The organism is Mycobacterium sp. GA-0227b (assembly GCF_001499855.1).
Taxonomy (GTDB): domain Bacteria; phylum Actinomycetota; class Actinomycetes; order Mycobacteriales; family Mycobacteriaceae; genus Mycobacterium.
The window spans coordinates 101,671-128,339 of record NZ_LQIK01000002.1 but is presented as its reverse complement, the minus strand read 5'-3'; the positions used below and the strand labels follow the sequence as shown (position 1 = coordinate 128,339).

Below are 26,669 nucleotides of genomic sequence, written 5' to 3'. Positions count from 1 at the left end.
GGCGTCACCGTTCGAACCTCCGCCGCACCGCTTCGCCGTGGGCGGGCAGGTTCTCGGCCTCGGCCAGTGTGATCACGTAGCCGGACACGTCTTTGAGCGCGGCCTCGTCGTAGTCGACGACGTGGATACCGCGTAGGAACGTCTGCACCGACAACCCGCTCGAGTGCCGGGCACAGCCGGCGGTCGGCAGCACGTGGTTGGATCCCGCGCAGTAGTCGCCGAGGCTGACCGGCGCGTACGGGCCCACGAAAATCGCGCCCGCCGAGCGGATCTGACCGGCGACTTCGCGCGCATCGACGGTTTGGATCTCGAGATGTTCGGCGGCGTAGGCGTTGACCGTGCGAATGCCCGCCTCGAGGTCGTCGACGAGCACCGTCGCCGACTGTTTTCCGCTCAGCGCCGCGCTCACCCGCTCGCGGTGCACCGTGCTCTGCAGCTGTTTGGCGAGCTCACGGTCGGTCGCGTCGGCCAACTCGACGCTCGGCGTGACCAACACGCTGGCGGCCATCTCGTCGTGTTCGGCCTGGCTGATCAGGTCGGCCGCGACATGGACGGGGTCGGCGGTGTGGTCGGCCAGGATCGCGATCTCGGTCGGGCCCGCCTCGGCGTCGATGCCCACCTGCGACCGGCAGATCCGCTTCGCGGCGGTCACGTAGATGTTGCCCGGCCCGGTGATCATGTCGACAGGCGCGAGCTCGGCGCCGTCGGTGTCGGTGCCGCCGTACGCCAGCAGCGCGACGGACTGCGCCCCGCCGACCGCCCACACCTCGTCGACGCCCAGTAGCGCTGCGGCGGCAAGGATCGTCGGGTGAGGCAGCCCGCCGAAGTCGGCCTGCGGCGGGCTGGCGATCACCAGCGAGTCCACTCCCGCGGTCTGGGCGGGCACCACGTTCATCACCACGCTCGACGGGTAGACCGCGTTACCGCCCGGCACGTACAGCCCGACCCGCTCTACCGGTACCCAGCGCTCGGTGACCGTCGCTCCGGGCGCCAGCGTCGTCGTGCTGTCGCGGCGGCGCTGGTCGGCGTGCACGGCGCGGGCCCGCTCGATCGCGACCTCCAACGCGGCACGGACGTCGGCGCCCAGGGCCGTCAGCGCGGCGGCGAGACGATCGGGGGGCACACGGACCTGCGCAGGGCGCACCCCGTCGAACGTTTCGGTGTATTTCAGCGCCGCGTGCGCGCCGTGCCCGCCGACCGCGTCGACGATCGGGCGCACCCGGGGAACCACCGCGTCCACGTCGACCCCGCCGCGTGGCAGAGCGGCCCGCAACCGCGCGGCGGACAGCGGCGCGCCGCGCAAGTCGATGCGGGCGATCGGCCCCGGCGATAGATTCACGCTGTCCATTCTCCCAGAGCAGACCAAATCGGTTATGGAGGCGCCATGAAAGCTTCTGTGTCAAGGAAAGAGCACCCCAACAACGCGCCCGGGGTGCCCATGCTCTTCCCACCCTGGTTCGAGAACTTCCAGGTCAAGTACTTGAACCGGATGATCAGGCCGTTCTCCCGGTTCACGCCGGGGTTGTCGACGATCAAGCACCGCGGCCGCACGTCCGGAAAGCCGTACGAGACCATCGTCACGGCATACCGCAAGGACAATCTCGTCGCTATCGCGCTGGCACACGGGAAAACGAATTGGGTGAAGAACGTGCTGGCCGCGGGCGAAGCGGAGCTGAGGATGGGGCGCCGCGACCTGCATCTCGTCAATCCCAGGATCATCCCCGCGGGTGGCAGCGCCGAGGGGCTGCCCAGGATGGCTCGGTTGCAGCTCGGCCGGGCGGCGTTCTTCGTCGCGCATGTCGCCTAATTCTTGAGCGACCTTTCTACTATTCTCGTGGGGTGCCTCGCCCGGACCGCAGCCGAACCGCGCTGATCGACGGCGCGGCCCTGCTGTTCCGCAGGCAGGGCTACGCGGCGACCGGGGTCAACCAGATTCTCGAGGTCGCCGACGTCAAGCCGGGGTCGCTGTATCACCACTTTCCGGAGGGCAAGCAGCAGTTGGCGGCTGCGGTGGTCCAGCGGGTCGGCGCCGAGGTCGAAGAACAACTCCGCGCACTGCTCGACGCGGATGTTCCGGTGCCGGATCTCATCGACGGCTGGATCGATCAGATGGCCGCGGGGCTGACCTGCGACCAGCGCGACGGATGTCCCATCGAGCCGATCGCCACCGAATCGGTCAACGCCAGCGCGCGCGTCCGCGAAGCGTCGGCCACGGTGTTCGCCGGCTGGCGCGCGGCCGTCGCGGACCGGCTGCGCGCCGACGGATGGCCACCCCCCGACGCCGAGCGCACCGCGCTGGCCCTGATCGCGCTCATCGAGGGCGCGTTGATTATCGCCCGGGTCGCGGGTGACGCGGCCCCGCTCGACGCCGCCAAAGCCGCGGCCCGAACCTTGCTGAAGCGATAGCTACTTGCAGAGCGCGGTGATGGCTTTGTTCTCGGCGTCGGCGTCGGCCAGCCGCTTCGCTTGCGCCGGATCGTCGTTTGGCACGCCCGCGGTGGCGTGGGCGCCGATGTCCATCAGGTTGTTCGCGAACTGGCGAACCTTCTCGGCGAGCTCCGGCGGGGTGGCGGGGGCGAGCCGCTGCAACAGGTACTGACCGCCGTCGTACAGCGAGATTCGCGCATTGGCGGCGACCGCCTGGGCGCCGGTGACGTCCTGCGACCCACCTTCGGGTCGCAGGTTCGTGTTGAGTGAAACGCCTTTTCGGACGATGTCCGCCGCCCCGCACACCGTGGCCTTGGCGTCGGCGATCTGGGCGGCGTCGTATTCCTCGGAGCGGTTCGTCGTGTACAGCGTCCACCCTGCGACGGCCAAGGCAGCGACGGCGATGACCAGGCTGACGACGGTCAGCAAAACGAGACGGCGCGACGAATCCTCATCCACGCGAACGATGGTAGTGGTCGCTACAGGTCGAGCCCGATATCGAGCACCCGCACCGAGTGGGTGAGCGCTCCGACCGCCAGGTAGTCGACACCGGTGCCCGCGTACTCGGCCGCGCTGTCGAGGGAGAGCCCACCCGACGATTCCAACTTCGTCCCCGGCGACCGGGAGTCGCGGCGCTGCACCGCGATCTGCGTCTGCCACACGGGGAAGTTGTCCAGCAGCACGAGCGACCCGGGCCCCAGGTTTTCGGCCAGTACTTCGTCGAGTTGCTCGAGTGAGTCCACCTCGACTTCGCAGTCGATGTCCGGCGCGGCGGCACGCACCGCGCGCAGCGCCGCCACCACCGAACCGGCGGCCGCGACGTGGTTGTCCTTGATCAGCGCCGCGTCGCCCAGTCCCATCCGGTGGTTGACGCCGCCGCCGACGCGCACCGCGTACTTCTGCAGCGCCCGCAGGCCCGGCAACGTCTTGCGGGTGTCGCGAATCTTCGTCTCTGTCCCGGAAACCGCCTCCACCCACGCCGCGGTCGTTGTCGCGATACCCGAGAGGTGACAGACCAGGTTCAGAGTCGTGCGCTCGGCCGTCAGCAGTCCCTGTGTGGGCGCCTCGACGGTCAGCACGGCACCGCCCGGTTCGAGCCGGGCACCGTCGTCGACGCGATGCTTGATCAGGTAACCGTCGGGGCCGAGCACCTCGTCGAGGGCCAGCAGCGCGATGTCCACGCCGGCGATCACCCCGGCCTCGCGGGCCACCATCGACGCCGTTGTCCGCGCGTCCGGTGGCACCGTGGCGAGCGTGGTGACGTCCGGTCCGTAGCGCAGATCCTCTTCCAGACCGCGCGCGATCACCCTGCGAGCCTCTGCGAGCTCGTCGGCGGTCAGCTCCATCAGCAGCACGCCCCGGCCTCGACGAGGTTGCGCGACAACGCGGGATCGGTGCCGGGGTAGTCGCGCCGGTGGTGGCAGCCGCGGGTTTCGGTGCGGGCAAGCGCGGCAGCGGCGACCGCTCCCGCAGCAGTCGTCAACGCCACGTCCTCGAAGTCGGCGCGTGAGCCGAGCACCCGCGGTGGTGCGGCGTCCAGTTCCGCGGCCAGGGCGAGCAGGCCGTCGCCGTCGCGCACCACGCCGGCGTTCCTGGTCATCGCTCGCTGCAGAACGGCCCGCGGAAGGGCTCGCCGCACGGTCGGCTCCGGTGGCCGTGCCGTCACCGGTCCGGCGGCCAAAGCGTATGCCGCCGCGGCCTTTCCGGCCCGGCCACCGACGACGAGCCCTTCGAGCAGGCTGTTGGACGCCAACCGGTTCGCGCCGTGCACCCCCGTGCACGCCACCTCGCCCGCGGCGAACAGGCCCGCGATGTCGGTACGTCCGTGCACGTCGGTGACGACGCCGCCGCAGCTGTAGTGCGCACCCGGCAGCACCGGAATCGCCTCGACGGAGGGATCGATGCCCGCCGCTGCGCATGCCGCGGTCACCGTCGGGAACCGCTTCGCGAAATCCTCGATCCGGCGGGCGTCGAGGAACACACACGGCGCGCCGGTCTCCTCGATACGGGCGTGGATCGCCGCGGCGACGACATCCCGCGGCGCCAGGTCGCCCATCGGATGGACACCGTCGGTGACCGAACGGCCCTGTGAGTCAACGAGTATCGCGCCCTCACCGCGGACGGCCTCGGTGATCAGCGGCCGCCTGCCGGCGTTGTGACCGTCGAACAACATGGTCGGGTGGAACTGGATGAACTCGATGTCGCTGACCGGCAGTCCGGCCCACATCGCCAGCGCGACACCGTCTCCCGTCGACCCGTCAGGGTTCGTGGTGGCCGAGTAGAGATGGCCCAGTCCCCCGGTCGCGAGAATCACCGACGGCGCGTGCACCACCCCGAGACCGTCCTCGTTGAGCACCTGCACCCCGGTGACGGCTCCGGCCTCGTGCAGTATCTCGACCGCGACGTGATTGTGGCGGATGTCCAATGTGGCGGCCGCGATGTTGAGCGCTCGCTGCACCTCCGCGCCGGTTGCGTCGCCGCCGGCGTGGATGATCCGGCGCCGCGAATGGCCGCCCTCGCGGGTCAGCGCCCAGGACCCCGGCGCCGCCTCGTCGAAGCTCGCCCCGTCGGCCACCAGGTCGAGGACCGCGCGATACCCGTCGGCCACGATCGAGCGCACCGCATCGGGATCACACAGCCCCGCGCCGGCGGCCAGCGTGTCGGCCACGTGCGCCTCGATCGAGTCACCGTCCTCCCGCAGGCTGTCCGGCAGCACCACGGCGATCCCGCCCTGAGCGTAGAAGGTTGCGGTGTCACCGGTCTTGCTGAGGACCATCACTTTTCGACCGCGGCGGTGCGCTGCGAGCGCGGCGACCAGGCCCGCCACACCGGTACCGATCACCACGACATCGGCCCGCTGCTGCCATTGACCGGCCCACCGTCCCGAACCGCAGGCGAGGGGGCGCGTCATTCTCCGCCGCCGGGCTGACCGATCGCGATCATGCGCTGCACGCTGGCGCGGGCCAGGCGTGCGGTCTCGGGGTCGACGTCGACCTCGTCCCTGCCCTCAACCAGACACCGCAGCAGCGCGGCGGGGGTGATCATCTTCATGAACTTGCACGAGGCACGGTCGTTGACCGCCATGAAGTCGACACCCGGTGCGGCGCGGCGTAATTGATGCAGCATGCCGACCTCGGTGGCCACCAGCACCTGTCGCGCCCCGGTCTCGCGCGCGGCGTCGAGCATCCCGCCGGTGGACAGGATCTTGACCCGGTCCTCGGGGAACGCGCCCTCGCCGGCGAGGTACAACGCCGATGTGGCGCAACCGCATTCAGGATGAACGAACAGTTCGGCGTCGGGGTGGGTACGGGCCTGGTCGGCCAGCTCGTCGCCGTTGATACCGGCGTGCACGTGGCATTCGCCCGCCCACACGTGCAGGTTCTTGCGGCCGGTGACGCGCCGGACGTGCGCGCCGAGGAACTGGTCCGGGCAGAACAACACCTCGCGGTCCTCGGGGATGGACGCCACCACCTCGACGGCGTTCGACGAGGTGCAGCAGATGTCGGTCTCGGCCTTCACCGCCGCGGTGGTGTTCACGTAGGAGACCACGACGGCTCCGGGATGCTCGGCCTTCCACGCCCGCAGTTCGTCGGCGGTGATGGAGTCGGCGAGAGAGCAGCCGGCCCGCTGGTCCGGGATCAACACGGTTTTGTCCGGGGACAGGATCTTGGCCGTCTCGGCCATGAAGTGCACGCCGCAGAACACGATGGTGTCCTCGGGCACGTCGGCCGCGATTCGCGACAGCGCCAGCGAGTCACCGACGTGATCGGCGACGTCCTGGATTGCCGGCAACTGGTAGTTGTGCGCCAACAGCGTCGCGCCACGCAGGTCGGCGAGGCGGCGCACCTCGGCGGCCCACTCCTCATCGCCGTCGACGCCGGAAAAGCCGGTCGGACCATCGACGATCCGGCTCGACAGATGGTCTGCGGGCATCCGGTCGAGAACCGTCATGGCCGCCTCCTTCGTCAGAATCGAGTTTTCGACTTACAATCGAAAACATGGATCATATTAGCACCGCGCATGAGGTGCTCGCCGCCGTGTTCCAGGTTCGGGACGCCGCCAACGGCAAACCCGCACTTCACGTGCTGTTGTGGCAGCGGGCACTCGACCCGCAGCGCGGGCGGTGGTCGCTGCCCGGCGGACGACTCGGCGCCGACGAGGATCTGACCAGCTCCGTGCGCCGACAGCTGGCCGAGAAGGTGGACCTTCGTGAGCTTGCTCACCTCGAACAGCTCGCGATCTTCTCCGATCCGAAGCGGGTCCCCGGGGTTCGGACGATCGCGTCGACGTTTCTGGGACTGGTGCCCTCCCCCGCGACCCCGGAGCTGCCGCCGGACACCCGTTGGCATCCGGTGAGCGACCTGCCGCCGATGGCGTTCGACCACGGCACCATGGTCGAGCACGCCCGCACCAGGCTTGTCGCCAAGCTCTCTTACACCAATATCGGATTTGCGTTGGCGCCAACGGAATTCGCGCTGTCGGCATTGAGAGACATCTACAGTGCCGCGCTCGGCCACCACGTCGACGCGACAAACCTGCAACGCGTGCTCGAACGCCGAAACGTCATCACTCGCACGGGCACCACCGCGCGGTCCGGCCGCAGCGGGGGCCGCCCGGCGGCGTTGTACCGGTTCACCGAGGCGCGCTACCGGGTGACCGACGAATTCGCCGCACTGCGTCCGCCCGGGTGAGTCGACTGGATTCTTAACGCTCTCTTAAGCAAGAATGGCCGAATGTCTCTGGGCAATGCCGCGCCGGCATCGGGTGCCGAGTGGATCGGGTACGTACCCCACGAGGACCTGTCCCGCGGCGCGCGCCCGCAGCTGCCCGCCGACGACCCGTTCTACGAACCACCCAGCGGTTTCCAGCACGCCGAACCGGGCACCATCCTGCGCAGCCGTGACGTCGAGCTGGCCTTTCTCGGGCTCGTCCCGCAGAAGTTCACCGCCACGCAGCTGCTCTACCGCACTACCGACATGAACGGAGCCCCGGAAGCCACCGTCACCACGGTGATCGTGCCGACCGAGCGCACCAACCGCGACGTGGTCCCGGTCATCTCCTACCAGTGCGCGATCGACGCGGTGACCTCGCGCTGCTTCCCGTCCTACGCGCTTCGCCGCAAGGCGGTCGCCCCCGGTGCGCTCGCACAGTTCGAGTTCCTCCTGATCGCCGCTGCGCTCGCCGAGGGCTGGGCGGTCTCGGTGCCCGACCACGAGGGGCCGCTCGGTTCGTGGGGCACCCCGTGCGAGCCCGGCTACCGCATCCTCGACGGCCTGCGCGCGGCCGTCAGCTGCGAGCGCCTCGGACTGGACGAATCCGCACCGATCGGGCTCTGGGGGTATTCCGGCGGCGGTCTGGCCTCGGCTTGGGCCGCCGAGATGCACAACCAGTACGCGCCCGAACTCAACATCGTCGGGGCGGTGCTCGGCTCCCCCGTCGCCGACCTCGGCAGTGCCTACCGCCGGCTCAACGGCAGTTTGTACTCGGGGCTGCCCGCCATGGTGGTTGCGGCCTTGACCCACGTCTATCCCGAACTGGACCGCGTGATCCAGGAACACGCGACCGAAGCGGGCAAGGCCATGCTGCTGCGGATCGAGAACATGACGACCGCGCATGCGGTGTTCCGGTTCGCCGGGATGGACATGGGCAAGCTCGTCGACCGGCCGCTCAACGAGATCCTCGATATGCCCGAGGTCAAACACATCTTCGACAGCATCAAGCTGGGCACCGCGGTGCCGACCCCGCCCGTGCTGATGGTGCAAGCCGTCCACGACAAGATCGTCTCCGTCGACGACATCGACGAGCTCAGCGAGATCTACCGCTCCGGCGGCGCGTCGGTCACCTACCACCGCGACCTGTTCAGCGAACACATACTGCTGCATCCGATGTCGGCGCCGATGGCGCTGCGCTGGCTGATCGACCGGTTCGACGGCAAGCCGGTGTCCGAGCATCTGGTCCGCACGACCTGGCCGACGCTGCTGAACCCGATGACCTACGTCGGAATGACGCGGCTGGTCAAGATAGCGGTCAAGGTGATGACGGGCCGGAAGGTGGAGCGCTCTCCGCTGTGACCGGCGGGACGAACGCCGGCACCTCGACCGGCGGCCAGGCGCCCAGATCGTCGCGCGCCGTGGAGACCGCGGTCAACGCGTAGACGAGTGCGGCGGCCGCGGCGGGGAACAGGATCGTCAACGCCGCCTGTATCGGGGTGTGCCCGAAGAACACCGGCGGCGCCTCGACGACGTAGTGCACGCGGTGTTCGGGTGTCACCGGCGCGGCGGCCACGTCGATCGTCCCGTATCGCAGGTGCACCAGCAGCGCGCCCAGGCCGGCGGCCGTTCCCGCGGCCAGCATGCAGCCGGTCGCCAGGGCCGCCAGCGTCACCGGCCCGCGGTGCGCCCGCCACTGCCACACCAGCACCGCGGCGACGACGGCCACGACGCAGAGCATGCCGACGAGCAGGAATGCCGCGACGAAAAAGTGGTCAGCCTCGTTGCCCAGGTAGGCGCGGATGCGATCGCCGCCGCGCGTCAGCGCCACCACGCCGTGGATCGGCGGCGCCAGCCACGACCACAGCGCCCCGATCAGTGCGCCGGCCACCGCCAGCGCCGCCATTACGGTCAGTGCCGCGCGGACGCGCGAAATACGCGGGGCGGCAACATCGTTCATCGTTGTTCCAGATCCTTCGAGTCGGTAAGGCCGTGGCGGGAGCAGTTGGCGGACCAGCCGTCGGGCCGCACCTGGACGATCATCCGCCGACCGCACTCGGCGCAGAACCGGGGCGGTTCCAGGCCCATGCTGGCGGCGGTGGGCACAGCGGTGCCGTCCGGTTCGCCGGTGTAGACGTTGAACGGCATGGGTTTACAGACTGGCTCAGAGAGTGGCGTTGAGCGCCTTGATCGGCATCTGCAGATCGTCGAGCAGTTCGAGGTCCGCCTCGGCCGGTCGCCCGAGCGTGGTCAGGTAGTTGCCGACGATCACCGCGTTGATCCCGCCGAGGATGCCCTTCTTGGCGCCGAGGTCGCCCAGGGTGATCTCCCGCCCGCCCGCGAAGCGCAGCATCGTGCGCGGCAGCGCCAGCCGGAACGCGGCCACGGCCCTGAGCGCATCGGCCGCGGGCAGGACCTCCAGGTCGCCGAACGGGGTGCCGGGCCGCGGATTGAGGAAGTTCAGCGGCACCTCGTGCGGGTCGAGTTCGGCGAGGTTGGCGGCGAACTCCGCGCGTTGCTCCAGCGTCTCGCCCATGCCGAGGATGCCGCCGCAGCACACCTCCATACCGGCCTCGCGGACCATCCGCAGGGTGTCCCAGCGCTCCTCCCACGTGTGGGTGGTGACGACGTTGGTGAAGAACGACCGTGCGGTCTCGAGGTTGTGGTTGTAGCGGTGCACGCCCATGTTCGAGAGTCGCTCGACCTGTTCTTGGGTCAGCATGCCGAGCGAGCAGGCGATCTGGATGTCGACCTCGTTGCGGATCGCCTCGATCCCGGCGGCCACCTGGGACAGCAGTCGCTCGTCGGGTCCGCGTACGGCGGCGACGATGCAGAACTCGGTGGCGCCGGTCTTCGCGGTCTGCTTGGCGGCCTCCACCAGGCTCGGCACGTCCAGCCAGGCGCTGCGCACCGGAGACGTGAAAAGCCCTGACTGTGAACAGAAGTGACAGTCCTCGGGGCAGCCGCCGGTCTTGAGGCTGATGATGCCCTCGACCTCGACGTCGGGTCCACACCACTTCATCCGGACGTCGTGTGCGAGTTCCAGCAGGTCGTCGAGGCGGTCATCCGGCAACTGCAGCACCTGCAGCGTCTGATCCTGGTCGAGACCTTCGCCGCGTTCGAGCACCTGCTCGCGGGCCACCGCCAGAATGTCGCTCACCTAGTCGTCCTCTCGCCTTGAACACGTCGGCGGTGCCGACAATTGAACACGTCGGCGGTGCCGACAATTGAACGGTGTTCAGGTTAGGGTATCGGCGTGCAGCTTCACAAACGCGACGTGGTGGACGCGGCGACCGCTCTGCTGGACAGTTACGGGCTCGCCGATCTGACCATGCGACGGCTGGCGCGCGAGCTCGACGTCTCTCCCGGCGCGCTGTACTGGCATTTCGCCAACAAGCAGGAATTGCTGGGAGCGGTCGCCGACCGCATCTTGGACGGTGTGCCGTCCGCGACGGGAATCGTCGACGTGTGCAATCGGCTCAGGGATGCGCTGTTGTCGCACACCGACGGCGCCGAGTTGGTGTCGGCCAGCTTCGCCGCCGGACAGTCCGCGGCGATGGCGCGCGTCGTGGCACGTCTGACCGAGGCAGCGGTCGACGCCGGCGTCGATCGGGAGCACGCCGAGTTGGCCGCCCGCACCGTCGTCTACTACGTGTTGGGGTTCACCGTCGACGAGCAGTCCCGCCTGCAGTGGGACGCCGCAGGGGCCGAGTTGCCCGACGCGCAGTCGGCGCTGACCGACGACGCGACCGCCCGGTTCGGCTTCGGTGTCGCGTTACTCCTCAACGGCATTCGCGTCGCCGAGGTTGTCCCGAGTGGGACGCTTGCGCGCCTCGATGAGCGTCCGTGAGGAGTGCGCGACAAAGGGACCGTCGTGCTCGATCTGCCGATGGAGTTCGCGGAGCCGGTCGCGGTACCGCTCGACGGTGAAGTCCGGCACCATCCAGATCACCTTGCGCAGGAAGTACACGACCGCCCCGATATCGAAGAACTCCATCCGGAGCCGCTCCGTCCGGAGGTCGACAACCTGCAGACCCGCGGCCGCCGCTTCGGCGGCTTCGACATCGGGATGACGTTTCTTCGCCGCGTCCGGTTGGGGGCCGAGGAAGTACTCGATGAGTTCGAACGCGCTCGCGGGACCGACGTGCTGCGCGAAATAGGTGCCTGCGGGCACCAGCACACGAGCGATCTCCGTCCACCACACGGTGGCTGGATGTCGACTCGTCACCAGATCGAACGAGTCGGAGGCGAACGGCAGCGGCGGCTCGTCGCGCGTCGCCACGACCACCACGCCATGCGGATGAAGCAGCCTGGTCGCTCTGGCGACATTCGGCGGCCATGACTCGGTGGCGGCCATGGTCCGCGGCAGGACGGCCGCCTCGGCGAGCAGCTCGCCGCCGCCGGTCTGGATGTCGAGCGCAGCGTTCGACTTGGCCAGCCGACGACTCATCAGGCGCTGATATCCCCACGACGGCCGTTGTTCGGTCGCCCGTCCGTCGAGCCAGGAGAAATCCCAGCCGGACACCGGCGCCGCCGCGGCTTCGGCGACAAGCTCCTCGAACGTCACGCGATCGCATGCTCCTGCTTCGTATCGCCGTCCCAGCGGCGCAACCCGACGATGGAGCCCTTGATCTCGGCGGGCTTTCCCGCGATCCGCACCGCCCGGCCCATCTGCGCCGGCGCCACCCGGCGCGCCAAGGTCATGTGTGGCGTCCAGCCGTCCGGCGCAGCGTTGGCCATCGGTTCGGGATGCATGTGCGGCAGACAGAGTTTGTGCACCTCCGCATGAACCTCCAGCAGCGCAACCGTCGGTACCACGAGGCGCGCGAGCACGGCCTTGGCGCGGCCGAAGAACAGCGGTGCGCCGATCCGGCACGGCATCGGGAACCGATCCGTCACCGATGAAAGCAATCCGTCCACCTCGGCGCCGATCCGCTGCGCAACGGTCAACGTGACGTGCGGGCGACTCGCCGGCGCCTGACTCGGAATACCGTTCTCCCGCAGCTCGTCCCAGATGCGACGGATCGCCGCCTCGGTGTCCGGATCGAAGATCAGCTCCACGGAATGCACCATTGGCTACACCAGGCTTGCGATCCAGTCGGGGTCGAACGCCGACGCGCTCATCGCCGCGAACTCCGCGGCCGTCATAGTCCCCGCACCTGCGGGCAACACGGCGCGCACCGGCGCCAATCCGGCCAACGCGTCGCGGTTGCCTTGCTCGGCCACACCCGGATCCGACGGCCATGAACCGATCACCAGGCCGGCGCACGAAAGCCCCTGCGCGTCAAGCGCTTCCAGCGTCAAGGCGGTGTGGTTGAGCGTGCCCAGGCCCGCATGGACGACGACCAGCACCGGCGCGGCCAGCTCGACGGCTAGGTCGCGCAGCGTCACTTCCTCGCCGATCTCGACGAGCAGCCCGCCGGCACCCTCGACCAACGTCAGCGGCGCGTTCACCGACCGCACCGACGCCACCAGTTCGGCGCGCGCGGGTAACGCGAGTCCCGCGCGATCGGCGGCGGCTCGCGGCGCCAGCGGTTCCGGATAGCGCCACCCACCGCGCAGGTCTGAGACACCCGACAACCGGCCGACGTCGGCGAGATCGTCATCGCGCGGACTTCCCGTTTGCACCGGCTTGCACACCGTGACGTCGATGCCGGCCAGCCGCGCACAGCAGGCCAGCGCAGCGGTGGCGATCGTTTTACCGACGCCGGTGTCGGTGCCGGTGACGACGAGCACGCTCACCGGCGCGCGGTCGTCAGCACGTTGCCGAGAACCTCACTCGCCACGCACATTTCGTCGTCGGTCAGCGATGCCCGAGCGGTCAGCCGCAGCCTCGACGTGCCCGGTGGCACGGTCGGCGGCCGGAAGCACCCGACCCGTACACCACGCTCCAGGCAGGCGACCGCCGCGCCGAACGCCACCTCCGGCTCACCGAGGATCACCGAGACGACGGCCGACTCCGGCCGCTCGGGCACCGAGCAGATCGAGGCCAGCTCGGCGGCATGGTCCAACACGGCCTGTGCGCGCCATGGCTCGGCGATCAGCACGTCCAACGCCGCCCACGCCGCTCCGACCGCGGCGGGCGCCAGGCCGGTGTCGAAGATGAACGGCCGTGCCGCGTCGATCAAATGGTCGCGCACGGCGCCCGGACCCAGCACCACGCCGCCCTGGCTGCCCAGCGCCTTGGACAGGGTCGTGGTCATCACGATGTCGGGCGCGCCGGCCAGACCCAGTTCGTGCAGCAGGCCGCGGCCGCCGGTGCCCCGCACGCCGAGACCGTGCGCCTCGTCGACGAGCAGCAGCGCGCCGTGCCGTCGGCAAACGTCGTGCAGCGCGCGCAGCGGGGCCATGTCGCCGTCGGCGGAGAACACCGAATCCGTCAGCACGACGGCGCGCTCCTCATCCCGGCCGGCCAGCGCCGCCTCCACCGCCGCGACGTCGCGGTGCGGGGTGACCGCGACGCGGCTCCGCGACAGCCGGCACGCGTCGACCAGTGAGGCGTGGGTGAGCGCGTCCGACACCAGCAGCGAGCCGGGGCCCGACAGCGCCACCACCGCGCCCAGGTTCGCGGTGTAGCCCGACGAGAACACCAGCGCCGACTCGGCGCCGACGAAGTCCGCCAACGCCAGCTCGAACCCCTCGTGAAGTTCGGTGTTGCCGGTGACCAGCCGACTTCCCGTCGACCCTGCACCCCAGGTGCGCAGTGCGTCGACACCGCCGGAAATGACTGCGGGGTGTTGCGACAGGCCCAGGTAGTCGTTGGACGCTAGGTCGAGTTCTGCGCCGACGGGTGGGCGGGCACGCAGGAACCGGCGCAGACCCGCCGTACGCCGCTGCTGTTCGACGTCGTCGAGCCACGCCAACGGCGAAAGACCTGCGCGCGTCACACCCGCCCTCCTCTTGACTTGAACGGTGTTCAGGTTAAGGGACCGACGCGTGACGGCACAATTTCGCGGCTCGTCTGTGCGTCATAGACCCGCGAGCGCTCAATCTCGTACGGTTTTCGGCCCAGAATCCGTACCAGAATGAGCCCTCGCGCACGTCCGCCATGCGATCAACCCGTCAAGGCCCGAGCGACCGCGACCATGCCTGAGCTGATCTGGCCGATCTCGTCGGGTGTGCAGATATACGGCGGCATCGCGTAGACGAGATTGCGGAACGGCCGCAGCCAGATGCCGTGCTCGAGCGCCGCGGGCGTGGCCACCGCCAGGTCCACCGGCCGCTCCATCTCGATCACCCCGATCGCGCCGAGCACCCGCACGTCGGCCACACCCGGCAGCGTCGCGGCGGCCGACAGCCCATCATGCAGACCTTGCGAGATGCCCCGCACCGACGACCGCCAGTCCTGCCCGAGCAGCACCTCGACCGAGGCCACACCGACCGCGCACGCCAGCGCGTTGGCCATGAACGTCGGCCCGTGCATCAGCGCGCCGGGCTCGTGGGTGCTGATGGTGTTCGCGATCTCGCGCGAGCACAGGGTCGCGGCCAGCGTGATATAGCCGCCGGTGAGCGCCTTGCCGACACACATGATGTCCGGGCTGACGGCTGCGTGGTCGGCGGCGAAGAGTTCGCCCGTGCGGCCGAAACCGGTCGCGATCTCGTCGAAGATCAGCAGCACCTCGTGGCGGGAGCAGATGTCCCGCAGATCGGCGAGATACCGCGGGTCGTGGAACCGCATCCCGCCCGCGCCCTGCACCACCGGCTCGACGATCACCGCGGCCAGTTCGTCGGCGTGATCGGCCAGCTGGCTCTCGAACACCGAAACGTAGGCGGCGTCGTAGTCGCGCGGCACCGGCGGCGCGAACACCTGGCGGGCCAGCACTGAGTTTTCGCCGGCCCACAGCTCGTGCATCCCGCCGTCCGGGTCGCACACGCTCATCGGGGTGAACGTGTCGCCGTGGTAGCCGCCGCGCCACGTCATCAGCCGGTGCTTGGCGCCCCGGCCCAGGCTGCGCCAGTACTGCAGCGCCATCTTGACGGCCACTTCCACCGAGACCGAGCCCGAATCGCTGAAGAACACGGTGTCCAGCCCCTCGGGGGTGATCTCGACGAGCAACTGCGCGAGCCGCGCGGCCGGTTCGTGCGTCAACCCGCCGAACATGACGTGATTCATGGTTTCGACTTGACTCGTGATCGCCGCGTCGAGCACCGGATGACCGTGCCCGTGTATAGCGGTCCACCACGACGCCATCGCGTCGAGAACCTGCAGCTCGCGACCGTCGTGGTGCAGTGTCAGCCATGCCCCGCGAGCACCCACCGCGACCACCGGAGCCAGCGCTCCGGCGCCGATCGTGCTGTAGGGATGCCAGACGTGGGCGGCGTCGACCGCGCTGATCTCGGCGGGCGTCATGGCTGGCACCTTCGGTAGATTATCCGTCGACCATGATGACCCTCGCCCCTCCCCGGCCGGCGCCCGTCGCTTACCCGGGCCCCTCGTCGCGTGCCGGGAAAACTTCGAGCGGTGCCCGCGCATCGTCGTCATACCGGCACGATCTCGACGGGCTGCGCGGCATCGCGATCGCGCTCGTCGCGGTCTTCCATGTGTGGTTCGGTCGCGTTTCCGGCGGGGTCGATGTGTTCCTTGCGCTGTCGGGCTTCTTCTTCGGGGGGCGACTGCTGCGCACCGCGATGACGCCGGGCGCCTCGCTGTGGCCCGTTCCGGAGGTGACCCGGCTGGTCCGCCGGCTGTTGCCCGCGCTGGTGGTGGTGCTGGCGGCTTCGGCGGTGCTGACCATCCTGATCCAGCCGCAGACCCGCTGGGAGACGTTCGCAGATCAGAGCCTGGCCAGCCTCGGCTACTTCCAGAACTGGGAGCTGGCGAACTCCGCATCGAATTACCTGCGAGCAGGTGAGGCGGTCAGCCCGCTGCAACACATCTGGTCGATGTCGGTGCAGGGCCAGTTCTACATCGCATTCCTCGCGGTGATCTTCTTGTCCGCCTTGCTGTTTCGGCGGGTCTTTCGTCGGCACATGCGGCCGGCATTCCTGACGTTGCTCGGCGTGCTGACCGTGGCGTCGTTCGTCTACGCGATCTTCGCGCACAACGCCGACCAGGCCACCGCGTACTACAACAGCTTCGCCAGAGCCTGGGAGCTACTGCTCGGCGCCCTGGTCGGCGCGCTCGTATCGCACCTGCGCTGGCCGATGTGGCTACGGACGACGGCCGCGGTCATCGCGCTGGCGGCGATCCTGGCGTGCGGCGCATTGATCGACGGCGTCAAGGAGTTCCCCGGCCCGTGGACGCTGGTTCCGGTCGGCGCCACCATGCTGTTCATCCTGTCCGCAGCGAACCGGGTGGCCGACCCGCACACCGCGGGGCGGATGCCGCTGCCCAACCGCCTGCTGGCGACGGCGCCGTTCGTGTCGCTGGGCGCGATGGCGTACTCGCTATACCTCTGGCACTGGCCGCTGCTGATCTTCTGGCTGTCCTACAGCGGACACAGCCGCGCGACCTTCGTCGAGGGCGCGGTGGTGCTGCTGGTTTCCGGAGCGTTGGCGTGGCTCACCACCAAGTACGTCGAGAACCCGCTGCGATACCGGTCCACGGGGGCTTCATCCGCTGTCGCGCAATCGAGGAGTCGGCGCCGCAGGCCGACGGTGGTGCTGGGCTCCGTGGTCGCGTTGTTGGGTGTGGCGCTGACCGTGACGTCGTTCGGCTGGCGCGAGCATGTACTCATCCAGCGCACGAATGGCGAAGAGCTCCTTGGCCTTTCATCGCAGGATTATCCGGGCGCCGCGGCGTTACTGGCGAAGGCGAAGGTGCCGAAACTGCCGATGCGCCCGACGGTGCTCGAGGCCAAGAACGACCTGCCGCAGACTACCGAAGACGGGTGCATCAGCGACTTCGACAACGTCGACGTGATCAACTGCGCATACGGCGATAAGAACGCCAGGCGCACCATCGCACTGGCGGGCGGTTCGCACGCCGAGCACTGGATCACCGCGCTGGACCTCCTGGGCAAGAGACACCACTTCAAGGTGGTCACCTACCTGAAGATGGGGTGCCCGCTGACGACGGAGAAGGTTCCGCTGGTGATGGGCGACAACCGCCCGTACCCGAAGTGCCATGAGTGGAACGAGCGCGTGATGGCCAAGCTGGTCGCCGACCGGCCGGACTACGTCTTCACCACCTCGACACGGCCGTGGAACATCAGAGCCGGCGATGTGATGCCCGGCACGTATATCGGCATCTGGCAGGAGTTGTCCGACAACAACATTCCGATCCTCGCCATGCGCGACACGCCATGGCTGGTTCGCAACGGGGAGCCGTTCTTCGCCGCCGACTGTCTTGCCGACGGCGGCGACGCCATCTCCTGCGGAACGAAACGTTCCGACGTACTGTCGGAATACAATCCCACACTCGATTTCGTCGAACGGTTCCCGTTGCTCAAGCCACTCGACATGAGTAACGCGGTGTGCCGCAAGGACATCTGCCGGGCGGTGGAGGGAAACGTGTTGCTATACCACGACGCTCACCACATCTCGAAGACGTATATGCGCACGATGGCCCCGGAGCTGGGCCGCCAGATCGCCGCCATCACCGGTTGGTGGGCCGGCTGATGACCTCCGGCGAGCCGGCGTCGCGCCGGCGAGGAAGACGAGGGGGCTCGGTGCCTACCGTCTGGCCGGGAACCTCCTATCCCCTCGGCGCCACCTACGACGGCGCGGGCACCAATTTCTCGCTGTTCTCCGAGGTCGCCGACCGGGTGGAGCTGTGCCTCATCGGTAAGGACGGCCGTGAGGAGCGGGTCAACCTCGAGGAGGTCGACGGCTACGTCTGGCACTGCTATCTGCCGACGGTCACGCCGGGCCAGCGCTACGGCTTTCGCGTGCACGGCCCGTGGCACCCGGCGGCCGGACACCGGTGCGATTCGAGCAAGCTGCTGCTCGACCCGTACGGCAAGTCATTCCACGGCGACTTCGATTTCTCCCAGGCGTTGTTCTCCTACGACCTGACCGCCGACGATCTCGCCACGGGCGGCACGCCGCCACGCATCGATTCGCTGGGCCACACCATGACCAGCGTCGTCATCAATCCGTACTTCGACTGGGCGTCCGACCGCCCGCCGCGTACGCCGTACCACGAGACGGTCATCTACGAGGCCCACGTCAAGGGAATGACACAGCGGCACCCGGGCATTCCCGAGGAGCTGCGGGGCACCTACGCGGGGCTCGGTCACCCGGCGATCATCGACCACCTCAAGTCGTTGAACGTGACGGCGATCGAGTTGATGCCCGTGCACCAGTTTCTGCACGATCACCGGCTGGTCGACCTCGGACTGCGAAACTACTGGGGCTACAACACTTTCGGCTTCTTCGCGCCGCACTACGAATACGCGGCCACCAAGAACGCGGGCGGCGCGGTCGCCGAGTTCAAGACCATGGTCAGGTCATTCCACGAGGCCGGCATCGAGGTCATCCTCGACGTGGTCTACAACCACACCGCCGAGGGCAACCACCTCGGCCCGACGCTGAATTTCCGCGGCATCGACAACGCCGCCTACTACCGACTGCTGGACGGCGACCTTCGCCTGTACAAGGACTTCACCGGCACCGGCAACAGCCTCAACGCCCGCCACCCGCACACCCTGCAACTCATCATGGACTCGCTGCGCTACTGGGTGACCGAGATGCACGTCGACGGGTTCCGCTTCGACCTGGCCGCCACGCTGGCCCGCGAGTTCTACGACGTCGACCGCTTGAGCGCGTTCTTCGACCTGGTGCAACAGGATCCGGTCGTCAGCCAGGTGAAGCTGATCGCCGAACCGTGGGACGTCGGCGAAGGCGGTTACCAGGTCGGCAACTTCCCAGGTTTGTGGACGGAGTGGAACGGGAAGTACCGCGACACTGTGCGTGACTACTGGCGGGGAGAGCCCGCAACCCTGGGCGAGTTCGCATCGCGGCTGACCGGTTCCTCCGACCTCTACGAAGCGACGGGTCGCCGGCCATCGGCGAGCATCAACTTCGTCACCTGCCACGACGGCTTCACGTTGAACGACCTGGTGTCCTACAACGAGAAGCACAACGAGGCCAACGGCGAGGACAACCGCGACGGCGAGAGCCACAACCGGTCGTGGAACTGCGGTGTCGAAGGGCCCACCGACGATCCGGACATCCTGGCGCTGCGCGGCACGCAGATGCGCAACATCATGGGCACCCTGATGGTGTCGCAAGGCACGCCGATGATCTCGCACGGCGACGAGATCGGCCGCACCCAGCGGGGGAACAACAACGTCTACTGCCAGGACTCCGAGATCTCCTGGGTGGACTGGTCGTTGTGTGAGACGAACGCCGACCTGCTCGAGTTCACCCGCAAGGTCACCAAGCTGCGCAGGGAACATCCGGTGTTCCGCAGGCGACGGTTCTTCGAGGGCAAACCGATCCGCAGCGGCGACCAGGTCCGCGACATTGCCTGGCTGACACCGGCCGGCGAGGAGATGACGCTCGAGGACTGGGGCACCGGTCTGGGCAAGTGCGTGGCGGTGTTCTTGAACGGCGACGCCATCTCGGCCCCGAACGAACGCGGTGAACGGGTCGTCGACGACTCGTTCCTGTTGTGCTTCAACGCCCACGACCAGCCGCAGGACTTCGTCACCCCGACGAGCAGCTACGCCAACGAGTGGACCGCGGCGCTGGACACCGCCGACGCCACCGGATTCACCGACTTGGTCGCGAAGGCCGGCGAGAAGATCGCGCTGCCTGCGCGCTCGCTGCTGGTGATGCGTAAGACGGCTTGAGTTTCTCGATCATGCCGGTTACGTCGACATACCGCCTCCAGATGCGCGGTGACGCCTTCACTTTCGCCGACGCCGAGAACTTGCTCGATTACTTTTCGGCGCTGGGAGTGTCGCACCTGTATCTATCGCCGATCCTCACCGCCGCGACCGGCTCCACGCACGGCTACGACGTCACCGACCCCACCACGGTGTCGGCCGAACTCGGGGGCGCCGAGGGGTTTTCGCGGTTGTCGCGAGCGGCTCGCAAACGGAACATTGGCTTGATTGTTGACATCGTGCCCAACCACGTGGGGGTGGAGAAACCGCGACAGAACCCGTGGTGGTGGGACGTGCTCAAGCACGGCCGGGATTCGTCGTTCTCCTCCTTTTTTGATATCGACTGGGATCTCGACGGTGGGCGCGTCGTGCTGCCGGTGCTGGGCTCCGACGACGACGCAAGCGATCTCGTGGTCGACGACAGCGGGGACGAACCGGTGCTGCGCCTCGGTGAACTCGTCTACCCGATCGCCCCGGGCACCGGTGACGGCACCGGCCCGCAGGTGCACGACCGCCAGCACTACCACCTGATCGGCTGGCGCGCCGGTGCGAGCGAAGCGACGGGGAGATTATCCGGGATCTGCGGCTACCGCCGGTTCTTCTCGATCACATCGCTGGCCGGCCTGCGCCAGGAGGACCGTGCCGTCTTCGACGCCACCCACGCCGAGGTGAAGCGCTGGTTCGACGAGGGGCTGGTCGACGGGATCCGCATCGACCACCCCGACGGGCTGTCGAACCCGGCCGGCTATCTCACGTGGCTGCGGGAGCTCACCGGGCCGGAAGCCTGGATCGTCATCGAGAAGATCCTCGCCGCCGACGAGCCGCTGGAACCGACCCTCCCCGTCGACGGCACCACCGGGTATGACGCGATGCGAGAGATCGGCGGGGTGTTTCTCGATTCCACGGGCGAGCAAGCCCTGACCGACCTGTTCGACTCCACCGGCGAGTCCTACGACGACATGCCCGCACTGGCGCGAAAGCTGAAGGCCCACGCGGTGACCGACACCCTACGCAGCGAACTGGCCCGGCTGCGCCGCACGATCGTCGCCGCCACCGGCACCGACCACGACGATCTGCCCGCCGCGATCGCGGCACTGCTCAGCCGCATCGCGGTCTACCGATCCGACTACCGGTCGCTGTCCGGTGTGCTGCCCAGTGCACTCGCCGAAACAGCCTCGGCCGAACCAGATCTGGCACGGCCGCTGTCGGTGATCGCGGCGGCACTGGCGGTGAGCACGGAAACCGAGGTGCGCTTGCAGCAGCTGTGCGGCGCGGCGACCGCGAAATCGATGGAGGACTGCCTGTTCTACCGTGACGCGCGGCTCGTCTCGCTCAACGAAGTCGGTGCCGAACCACACCACTTCGGCGTCAGCGTCGCGGAGTTCCACCAGCGAGCCGCGGTGCGCGACCAAATGTGGCCGACCGCCATGGTCGCGCTGACCACCCACGACACCAAGCGCGGTGAAGACGTGCGCGCGCGCATCGGGCTCCTTTCGCAGGTGCCGTCGCTGTGGGCGGAGCTCATCGGCAAGTGGACGTTGACCGCCCCGCCGCCGGATGCGGGCACCGGACTTTTCCTCTGGCAGAACCTTTTCGGCGTGTGGCCCGTCGACGGCGAGATCACCGACGAACTACGCCGGCGGATACATGCCTACGCCGAGAAGGCGATCCGCGAAGCCGCGGTGCACACCACCTGGAACGACCCGGACGACGACTTCGAGACAGCGGTGCATACATGGCTCGACGCCGTGCTCGACGGTCCCGTCGCCGCCGAGATGACGTCGCTGGTGGACCGGCTGGACCTGCATGCCCGCAGCGACGCGCTCGGCCAGAAGCTGCTGGCACTCACCGTGCCCGGCGTTCCCGACATCTACCAGGGCACCGAACTATGGGAGGACAGCCTCGTCGATCCGGACAACCGCAGGCCCGTCGACTACGCGGCGCGCCGTGATGCGCTGAGCGCGACGCGCCATCCGAAGCTGCGGGTCGTCGCGGCGGCGCTGGCGGTGCGACGGGACCGGCCGACCACCTTCTGCGGTGGCGGCTACACCCCGATGCTGGCCGACGGCGCCGCGGCCGAGCACCTCTTGGCCTTCCGGCGTGGCGACGAGGTGCTGACCGCGGTCACCCGGCATTCGGTTCGACTGTCCGAAACGGGTTGGGGCGACACCTCGTTGGCCTTGCCGCCGGGCGAGTGGACCGACCGGATCAGCGGCCGCCGGCACAGCGGCCGAGTGCAGGCCGCGGAGTTGTTCACTGAGCTGCCGGTCGCACTGCTGGAGCGCGCCGATGGCTGAGACCGGATCGTCGGCTCGGCCGACGGCGTTCAGTGTGTGGGCGCCGCTGCCGCAGCAGGTACGGCTGGACGTCGACGGCACACTGCACGACATGACCCGTTCCGGCGACGGGTGGTGGCGCGCAGCGGTCGAGGCCAGGCCCGACGCGCGCTACGGCTTCGTGCTCGACCAGCTTGATGTCCAGGACCCGACCGTGCTTCCCGATCCGCGCTCGCCGCGCCAGCCCGACGGCGTGCACGCCCGATCACAACTGTGGCAGCCGGCGCCCGACGCGTGGACCGACGAGGAGTGGCCGGGCCGCTCGATCGAGGGCCAGGTGATCTATGAACTGCACGTCGGTACCTTCACGCGCGAGGGGACGTTCGACTCCGCGATCGAAAAGCTGGACTACCTGGTGGATCTCGGCGTCGACTTCGTCGAGTTGATGCCGGTGAACGCGTTCGGCGGCACCCACGGCTGGGGCTATGACGGTGTGCTCTGGTACGCGGTGCACGAACCCTACGGCGGGCCGGACGCCCTGGTACGGCTGGTCAACGCCTGCCATCGGCGCGGGCTTGGCGTGCTGATCGACGCGGTGTTCAACCACCTGGGCCCATCGGGTAACTATCTGCCGCGGTTCGGGCCGTACCTGTCCTCGGGCAGCAATCCGTGGGGCGAGTCGATCAACATCGCCGACGCCGGCGCCGACGAGGTGCGTCGTTACATCATCGACTGCGCGTTACGTTGGATGCGCGACTTCCACGCAGACGGCCTGCGCTTGGATGCGGTGCACGCGCTGGTGGACACGACGGCGATCCACATCCTCGAAGAGCTGTCGGCCGAAACCGATGCTCTCGCAGGAAGGTTGGGTCGGCCACTGTCGCTGATCGCCGAGAGCGACCTCAATGATCCGCGGCTCATCACGCCGCGCGATCGAGGGGGCCTCGGGATGACCGCGCAGTGGGACGACGACATCCACCACGCGATCCATTCCGCGGTGTCGGGTGAACGGCAGGGCTACTACCACGATTTCGGTACGCTGGAGGCGCTGGCCACCACGCTGAAACACGGCTACTACCACGCGGGCACGTACTCCTCGTTCCGCCACCGCAGGCACGGCCGGCCGTTGGACACCGCCACGATTCCGGCCACCCGCCTGCTGGCTTACACCCTCACCCACGACCAGGTGGGCAACCGCGCGACGGGCGACCGCCCGTCACAGAACCTGACGTCCGGCCAATTGGCCGTCAAGGCGGCGTTGGCCGTCGGATCTCCCTATACAGCAATGCTTTTCATGGGTGAGGAGTGGGGCTCGTCGTCGCCGTTCCAGTTCTTCAGCTCGCATCCGGAGCCGGAACTGGCGCGGGCCACCGCCGAAGGACGCAAGCGCGAGTTCGCCGAGCACGGCTGGGATGCCGACGAGATCCCCGACCCCCAAGACCCCGAAACCTTTCTTCGCTCAAAGCTGAACTGGGATGAGATCGACGACGATGATCACGCTCGACTGCTGCGGGTGTACCGCGGGCTGATCGCGTTGCGGCACAGAGAAGTTGATTTCGCCGATCCGTGGTTGGCGAACCTGCGGATCGACTACGACGAAGGCGCACGCTGGATCGTGATGCACCGCGGCGCATATGCCATTGCCTGCAACCTGGGTGGCGATTCCGTCGAGGTGCCGGTCACCGGCGAGGTGGTTTTGGCCTGGGGCGATCCCGCGGTCGAGGCCGAAAGCACACGGCTCGAGGGGCATTCGTTCGCCGTCGTCAAGTCCTCGCCCACTCAGAGCAGGTAGCGGTAGGCCGGCGAGTCCGGCTCCAGCGCCTCGACGTGGATCTCCGAGGCGTGCATCCGCTCGAGCAGACCTTCGAGGTCCGGTGCCGACCCGAGCTCGATACCGACCAGCGCCTCTCCGGTCTCGCGGTTGTTTCGCTTGACGTACTCGAACAACGTGATGTCGTCGTTCGGGCCGAGAACCTGATCCAGGAAGCGGCGCAGCGCCCCGGGCTCCTGCGGGAAGTCCACGAGGAAGTAGTGCTTGAGCCCGAGGTGCACCAGCGCGCGCTCGAGCACCTCGCCGTACCGCGAAACGTCGTTGTTGCCGCCCGAGATCACGCACACCACAGTCGAATCCGGCTCGATGTCGGTCTCCATCAATGCGGCCACCGACAACGCGCCCGCGGGCTCGGCGATGATGCCCTCGTTCTGGTACAGGTCGAGCATTGCGGTGCACACCGCGCCCTCGTCAACCGTGGTCATCGAGACCATGTCGCCCGCCGCCGCCAGCACCGCGTACGGCAACGCTCCGGCGCGGTTCACCGCCGCCCCGTCGACGAACTGGTCGACATGGTCCAAGGTGACCGGTTCGCCGGCGGCCAGCGCCGCGATCATCGCCGCCGCGCCCGCCGGTTCCACGCCGAGCACGGAGGTGCGACTCGTCCGCTCGCCCAGGTACGTGGTGATACCCGAGATGCATCCGCCGCCGCCGACCGGAACGACCACCAGATCCGGTTCCTCGTCGAGTTGGTCGAGGATCTCGGCGGCGATCGTGCCCTGGCCGGCCATCGTGCGCAGGTCGTCGTAGGGCGGCACCAGCGTCGCACCGGTGCGGGCGACATCCGCCAACGCGGCGGCCGCGGCCTCGTCGTACGTCCTGCCGACGACGATCAACTCGATGAACTCGCGGCCGTGGAACCGAATGCGGTCGAGCTTCTGCTTGGGCGTCTTGCGGGGCACGTACACGCGGCCGCGGACCGCCATGGACCGGCAGGCCATCGCGAAGCCCTGCGCGTGGTTGCCTGCCGACGAGCACACCACACCGGCGGCCAGTTCATCGGCGGACAACTGCATCAGCAGGTTGTGCGCGCCGCGCAACTTGTACGACCGCACCGGCTGCAGGTCCTCGCGCTTGAGATACACGGTCGCGCCGGTGGCGTCCGAGAGCCGGTCGCTGGTCTGCAGTGGGCTGCGCAGCACCACGCCCGAAATTCGCTGAGCAGCCTCATCGACGTCGGCCGCGGTCAGCGGCGACATTCTCCGGCTCTGGCTCAGTTCAGCGGACACCGGTCAATGGTGCCACCAACCTGCGGTTTTCAGTTAATCGGGGTCAGCACGAACAACGGGATCTGGCGTTCGGTCTTCTGCTGATACTCGGCGTAGTCGGGCCAGGCGTCGACGGCACGCTTCCACCAGAGGGCCTTCTCGTCACCGGTGACCTCGCGCGCTTCGTATTCCCTGGTCACCGCGCCGTCCTGCAACTCCACCCGAGGATGAGCCTTGATGTTGTGGTACCAGACGGGGTTCTTCGGAGCACCACCCAGCGACGCCACCACCGCGTACTGGCCGTCGTGCTCGACACGCATCAACGGCGTCTTGCGGATCTTGCCCGTTTTAGCCCCGATCGTGGTCAGCAGGATGATGGGTTTGCCCTTCATCTCTACGCCGTCGGTGCTGCCGGACTCCATGATCGTGTCGGCGTGGTCGCGCACCCAATCCCACGGGCTCGGTTCATAATCTCCGGAAAGTGGCATCTCACCAGCTTAGACCGGCCGAAAATCCGGTGACCTGATCCGGTGTTTCGGCTGGCCGAAACATTGATTACGAGCTATCGTGGTTCTATGACAACTGCCGGTGACTTCCGCTCCACGGCCGCCCGCGCCGCGTGCGAGGTGAACGTTGCCGGAGTGCCGTGGCCGGCATACAAGCTCATCGCCCTCGCGCTGGGCGCGGTGGTGGCGCTGGTGGTCGGCGTGGCGACCGCTACCGCGGCCACCGCAGTGCTCGCCGGTGCGGCGGTCGGCACGGTCACCTGGATGGTGTTCAGCGCGCTCTGCTCCACACGCCTCTAGTCTTCGATCAACTTCCTCAGCGTCGCCAGATCGGCGGCTACCGCCGAGACGTCGGCGTCGAATTCCTCGTCGGTCATGCCCGGCCGGCGGCGCACGGTGAACACCACCTCGCAGCGGGATTCGTCAGAGTCCGTCGGGACACCGCCGGGTTGCACACGCATCGGGTTGTAGACCGCTTCCCCGGTCGGCAGGCGAACGACGTGGTCGAGCACGCCGAACTCATTCGGCGGGGCGAACTCCACGGTCACCTCACCCATCGGTGAGTCGGCCACCCAGCCCTCCGCCGTCTGGCGAAGGCCACCCGCTGCGAGTCCCGCAGCCCACCGCGGCCACGTCCGGGGGTCAGCGGCGAACTCGTAGACCGCTTCCGGCGTGCCGTTGATCCAAATGCTTACGTGTCGCGACTCTATATGTTCACGGTCAATTATGCGCCGAGTGTTGGATCAATGCACGCTTTTCTTCTTTAGGCGTGAAATAAGCTCACACTCGACGGCAAAAAAGAATGCGGTCAGCTGCACTTGACCCCGACATGCACAGTGGGCGGGTGCTGTTGAAAGGGGTTGCCGATCTGGGGGTTGCCCCCCATTGTCCTGCCGCGGGGCGCCGGTGGCGCAGGGGTGCGCACCGTCTGGACAGAGG

26 protein-coding genes are annotated in these 26,669 nt (G+C 68.2%); 10 read left to right on the top strand and 16 right to left on the bottom strand.

The annotated features are described in order from the left end of the window. Window positions 1-4 precede the first annotated feature (4 nt). Entirely contained in the window at window positions 5-1,348 is a 1,344-nt protein-coding gene (gene hisD / locus AU185_RS03265; RefSeq protein WP_059156940.1) for a histidinol dehydrogenase, read from the bottom strand. A gap of 48 nt (window positions 1,349-1,396) precedes the next feature. On the opposite strand from hisD, the gene AU185_RS03260 reads away from it, so the two are divergent. Beyond that, window positions 1,397-1,807: a nitroreductase family deazaflavin-dependent oxidoreductase gene (locus AU185_RS03260; RefSeq protein ID WP_059100066.1), complete on the top strand. Its 411-nt coding sequence runs from the start codon at window positions 1,397-1,399 to the stop codon at window positions 1,805-1,807. Window positions 1,808-1,839: 32 nt separating this feature from the next. After that, window positions 1,840-2,406 carry a TetR/AcrR family transcriptional regulator gene (locus AU185_RS03255; protein ID WP_059100065.1) on the top strand — a complete coding sequence of 189 codons (567 nt, stop codon included), beginning with the start codon at window positions 1,840-1,842 and terminating at the stop codon, window positions 2,404-2,406. Here the strand turns inward: AU185_RS03255 and AU185_RS03250 are convergent, their stop codons facing one another. The 4 genes from AU185_RS03250 to nadA are packed head-to-tail and all read right to left on the bottom strand — an operon-like array spanning window position 2,407 to window position 6,378. Next, window positions 2,407-2,886: a hypothetical protein gene (locus tag AU185_RS03250; protein ID WP_059100064.1), complete on the bottom strand. Its 480-nt coding sequence runs from the start codon at window positions 2,884-2,886 to the stop codon at window positions 2,407-2,409. A 20-nt stretch (window positions 2,887-2,906) separates the two neighbouring features. Continuing rightward, window positions 2,907-3,773, bottom strand: a complete 867-nt coding sequence (gene nadC, locus AU185_RS03245) for a carboxylating nicotinate-nucleotide diphosphorylase (RefSeq protein WP_059100183.1) — start codon at window positions 3,771-3,773, stop codon at window positions 2,907-2,909. Continuing rightward, complete coding sequence (locus AU185_RS03240) at window positions 3,773-5,338, bottom strand: L-aspartate oxidase (protein WP_059100063.1); 1,566 nt, start codon at window positions 5,336-5,338, stop codon at window positions 3,773-3,775. Before AU185_RS03240 ends, nadC begins: the two co-directional genes overlap by 1 nt. Beyond that, a complete protein-coding gene (gene nadA, locus AU185_RS03235; protein ID WP_059100062.1) occupies window positions 5,335-6,378 on the bottom strand; it encodes a quinolinate synthase NadA in 1,044 nt (347 codons plus the stop codon). Before nadA ends, AU185_RS03240 begins: the two co-directional genes overlap by 4 nt. Before the next feature lie 47 nt (window positions 6,379-6,425). On the opposite strand from nadA, the gene AU185_RS03230 reads away from it, so the two are divergent. Together AU185_RS03230 and AU185_RS03225 are read left to right on the top strand one after the other, a co-directional pair. Continuing rightward, the gene (locus tag AU185_RS03230) at window positions 6,426-7,118 is read left to right on the top strand and encodes an NUDIX hydrolase (RefSeq protein ID WP_059100061.1); all 693 of its coding nucleotides are present in this window, start codon (window positions 6,426-6,428) and stop codon (window positions 7,116-7,118) included. 42 nt (window positions 7,119-7,160) lie between these two features. Next, window positions 7,161-8,498 (top strand): lipase family protein, encoded by a 1,338-nt coding sequence (locus AU185_RS03225; protein WP_059100060.1) that lies wholly within the window; start codon window positions 7,161-7,163, stop codon window positions 8,496-8,498. On the opposite strand, the gene AU185_RS03220 is transcribed toward AU185_RS03225, so the two are convergent. From AU185_RS03220 to bioB, 3 genes are read right to left on the bottom strand one after another with little or no spacing between them, the layout of a single operon-like run. Beyond that, complete coding sequence (locus tag AU185_RS03220) at window positions 8,455-9,096, bottom strand: DUF2567 domain-containing protein (protein WP_059100059.1); 642 nt, start codon at window positions 9,094-9,096, stop codon at window positions 8,455-8,457. The two genes, AU185_RS03225 and AU185_RS03220, sit on opposite strands and share 44 nt — an antisense overlap. Continuing rightward, window positions 9,093-9,284, bottom strand: a complete 192-nt coding sequence (gene bsaP, locus AU185_RS03215; protein ID WP_059100058.1) for a biotin synthase auxiliary protein BsaP — start codon at window positions 9,282-9,284, stop codon at window positions 9,093-9,095. The genes AU185_RS03220 and bsaP overlap by 4 nt, the downstream gene beginning before the upstream one ends. Window positions 9,285-9,300: 16 nt before the next feature. Continuing rightward, a complete protein-coding gene (gene bioB, locus AU185_RS03210) occupies window positions 9,301-10,296 on the bottom strand; it encodes a biotin synthase BioB (protein ID WP_059100057.1) in 996 nt (331 codons plus the stop codon). 96 nt (window positions 10,297-10,392) lie between these two features. Here bioB and AU185_RS03205 point away from each other — a divergent pair, with 96 nt between their 5' ends. Continuing rightward, a complete protein-coding gene (locus tag AU185_RS03205) occupies window positions 10,393-10,986 on the top strand; it encodes a TetR family transcriptional regulator (RefSeq protein ID WP_059100056.1) in 594 nt (197 codons plus the stop codon). Here the strand turns inward: AU185_RS03205 and AU185_RS03200 are convergent. The 5 genes from AU185_RS03200 to AU185_RS03180 all read right to left on the bottom strand — a co-directional run bounded on the left by AU185_RS03200 (window position 10,912) and on the right by AU185_RS03180 (window position 15,486). Further along, entirely contained in the window at window positions 10,912-11,703 is a 792-nt protein-coding gene (locus AU185_RS03200; protein WP_059100055.1) for a methyltransferase domain-containing protein, read from the bottom strand. The genes AU185_RS03205 and AU185_RS03200 overlap by 75 nt on opposite strands. After that, complete coding sequence (locus AU185_RS03195; RefSeq protein ID WP_059100054.1) at window positions 11,700-12,209, bottom strand: 2'-5' RNA ligase family protein; 510 nt, start codon at window positions 12,207-12,209, stop codon at window positions 11,700-11,702. The genes AU185_RS03200 and AU185_RS03195 overlap by 4 nt, the downstream gene beginning before the upstream one ends. Window positions 12,210-12,212: 3 nt before the next feature. After that, on the bottom strand, window positions 12,213-12,878 hold the full coding sequence (gene bioD / locus AU185_RS03190; protein ID WP_059100053.1) for a dethiobiotin synthase: 666 nt from the start codon (window positions 12,876-12,878) through the stop codon (window positions 12,213-12,215). Next, complete coding sequence (locus AU185_RS03185; protein ID WP_059100052.1) at window positions 12,875-14,023, bottom strand: 8-amino-7-oxononanoate synthase; 1,149 nt, start codon at window positions 14,021-14,023, stop codon at window positions 12,875-12,877. Before AU185_RS03185 ends, bioD begins: the two co-directional genes overlap by 4 nt. Before the next feature lie 167 nt (window positions 14,024-14,190). Then, window positions 14,191-15,486 (bottom strand): adenosylmethionine--8-amino-7-oxononanoate transaminase, encoded by a 1,296-nt coding sequence (locus AU185_RS03180; RefSeq protein WP_172800205.1) that lies wholly within the window; start codon window positions 15,484-15,486, stop codon window positions 14,191-14,193. Between the two features lie 32 nt (window positions 15,487-15,518). Here AU185_RS03180 and sucT point away from each other — a divergent pair, with 32 nt between their 5' ends. From sucT to treZ, 4 genes are read left to right on the top strand one after another with little or no spacing between them, the layout of a single operon-like run. Beyond that, window positions 15,519-17,696 (top strand): acetyltransferase SucT, encoded by a 2,178-nt coding sequence (gene sucT / locus AU185_RS03175; RefSeq protein ID WP_059100050.1) that lies wholly within the window; start codon window positions 15,519-15,521, stop codon window positions 17,694-17,696. Beyond that, a complete protein-coding gene (gene glgX, locus AU185_RS03170) occupies window positions 17,696-19,873 on the top strand; it encodes a glycogen debranching protein GlgX (RefSeq protein ID WP_059100182.1) in 2,178 nt (725 codons plus the stop codon). The genes sucT and glgX overlap by 1 nt, the downstream gene beginning before the upstream one ends. 11 nt (window positions 19,874-19,884) lie before the next feature. Beyond that, complete coding sequence (treY, locus tag AU185_RS03165; RefSeq protein WP_059100049.1) at window positions 19,885-22,206, top strand: malto-oligosyltrehalose synthase; 2,322 nt, start codon at window positions 19,885-19,887, stop codon at window positions 22,204-22,206. Then, on the top strand, window positions 22,199-23,977 hold the full coding sequence (gene treZ / locus AU185_RS03160; protein ID WP_059100048.1) for a malto-oligosyltrehalose trehalohydrolase: 1,779 nt from the start codon (window positions 22,199-22,201) through the stop codon (window positions 23,975-23,977). Before treY ends, treZ begins: the two co-directional genes overlap by 8 nt. Here the strand turns inward: treZ and ilvA are convergent. Both ilvA and AU185_RS03150 read right to left on the bottom strand, forming a co-directional pair. Further along, window positions 23,965-25,245, bottom strand: coding sequence for a threonine ammonia-lyase IlvA (ilvA, locus tag AU185_RS03155; RefSeq protein ID WP_059100047.1), 1,281 nt, complete (start codon window positions 25,243-25,245; stop codon window positions 23,965-23,967). The genes treZ and ilvA overlap by 13 nt on opposite strands. Before the next feature lie 29 nt (window positions 25,246-25,274). Beyond that, window positions 25,275-25,712 carry a nitroreductase family deazaflavin-dependent oxidoreductase gene (locus AU185_RS03150; RefSeq protein ID WP_059100046.1) on the bottom strand — a complete coding sequence of 146 codons (438 nt, stop codon included), beginning with the start codon at window positions 25,710-25,712 and terminating at the stop codon, window positions 25,275-25,277. Between the two features lie 87 nt (window positions 25,713-25,799). On the opposite strand from AU185_RS03150, the gene AU185_RS03145 reads away from it, so the two are divergent. Then, on the top strand, window positions 25,800-26,030 hold the full coding sequence (locus AU185_RS03145; RefSeq protein WP_059100045.1) for a hypothetical protein: 231 nt from the start codon (window positions 25,800-25,802) through the stop codon (window positions 26,028-26,030). Here AU185_RS03145 and AU185_RS03140 read toward each other — a convergent pair. Further along, the gene (locus tag AU185_RS03140; protein WP_059100044.1) at window positions 26,027-26,440 is read right to left on the bottom strand and encodes an SRPBCC family protein; all 414 of its coding nucleotides are present in this window, start codon (window positions 26,438-26,440) and stop codon (window positions 26,027-26,029) included. The two genes, AU185_RS03145 and AU185_RS03140, sit on opposite strands and share 4 nt — an antisense overlap. Window positions 26,441-26,669 lie beyond the last annotated feature (229 nt).

What these genes read in the sequence shown, in the direction of transcription:
- hisD (WP_059156940.1), bottom strand. Translation starts at nt 1,348, where the DNA reads ATGGACAGCGTGAATCTATCGCCGGGGCCGATCGCCCGCATCGACTTG.
- nadC (WP_059100183.1), bottom strand. Translation starts at nt 3,773, where the DNA reads ATGGAGCTGACCGCCGACGAGCTCGCAGAGGCTCGCAGGGTGATCGCG.
- AU185_RS03240 (WP_059100063.1), bottom strand. Translation starts at nt 5,338, where the DNA reads ATGACGCGCCCCCTCGCCTGCGGTTCGGGACGGTGGGCCGGTCAATGG.
- nadA (WP_059100062.1), bottom strand. Translation starts at nt 6,378, where the DNA reads ATGACGGTTCTCGACCGGATGCCCGCAGACCATCTGTCGAGCCGGATC.
- AU185_RS03230 (WP_059100061.1), top strand. Translation starts at nt 6,426, where the DNA reads ATGGATCATATTAGCACCGCGCATGAGGTGCTCGCCGCCGTGTTCCAG.
- AU185_RS03225 (WP_059100060.1), top strand. Translation starts at nt 7,161, where the DNA reads ATGTCTCTGGGCAATGCCGCGCCGGCATCGGGTGCCGAGTGGATCGGG.
- AU185_RS03220 (WP_059100059.1), bottom strand. Translation starts at nt 9,096, where the DNA reads ATGAACGATGTTGCCGCCCCGCGTATTTCGCGCGTCCGCGCGGCACTG.
- bsaP (WP_059100058.1), bottom strand. Translation starts at nt 9,284, where the DNA reads ATGCCGTTCAACGTCTACACCGGCGAACCGGACGGCACCGCTGTGCCC.
- AU185_RS03195 (WP_059100054.1), bottom strand. Translation starts at nt 12,209, where the DNA reads ATGGTGCATTCCGTGGAGCTGATCTTCGATCCGGACACCGAGGCGGCG.
- AU185_RS03180 (WP_172800205.1), bottom strand. Translation starts at nt 15,486, where the DNA reads ATGACGCCCGCCGAGATCAGCGCGGTCGACGCCGCCCACGTCTGGCAT.
- sucT (WP_059100050.1), top strand. Translation starts at nt 15,519, where the DNA reads ATGATGACCCTCGCCCCTCCCCGGCCGGCGCCCGTCGCTTACCCGGGC.
- glgX (WP_059100182.1), top strand. Translation starts at nt 17,696, where the DNA reads ATGACCTCCGGCGAGCCGGCGTCGCGCCGGCGAGGAAGACGAGGGGGC.
- treY (WP_059100049.1), top strand. Translation starts at nt 19,885, where the DNA reads ATGCCGGTTACGTCGACATACCGCCTCCAGATGCGCGGTGACGCCTTC.
- treZ (WP_059100048.1), top strand. Translation starts at nt 22,199, where the DNA reads ATGGCTGAGACCGGATCGTCGGCTCGGCCGACGGCGTTCAGTGTGTGG.
- AU185_RS03150 (WP_059100046.1), bottom strand. Translation starts at nt 25,712, where the DNA reads ATGCCACTTTCCGGAGATTATGAACCGAGCCCGTGGGATTGGGTGCGC.
- AU185_RS03145 (WP_059100045.1), top strand. Translation starts at nt 25,800, where the DNA reads ATGACAACTGCCGGTGACTTCCGCTCCACGGCCGCCCGCGCCGCGTGC.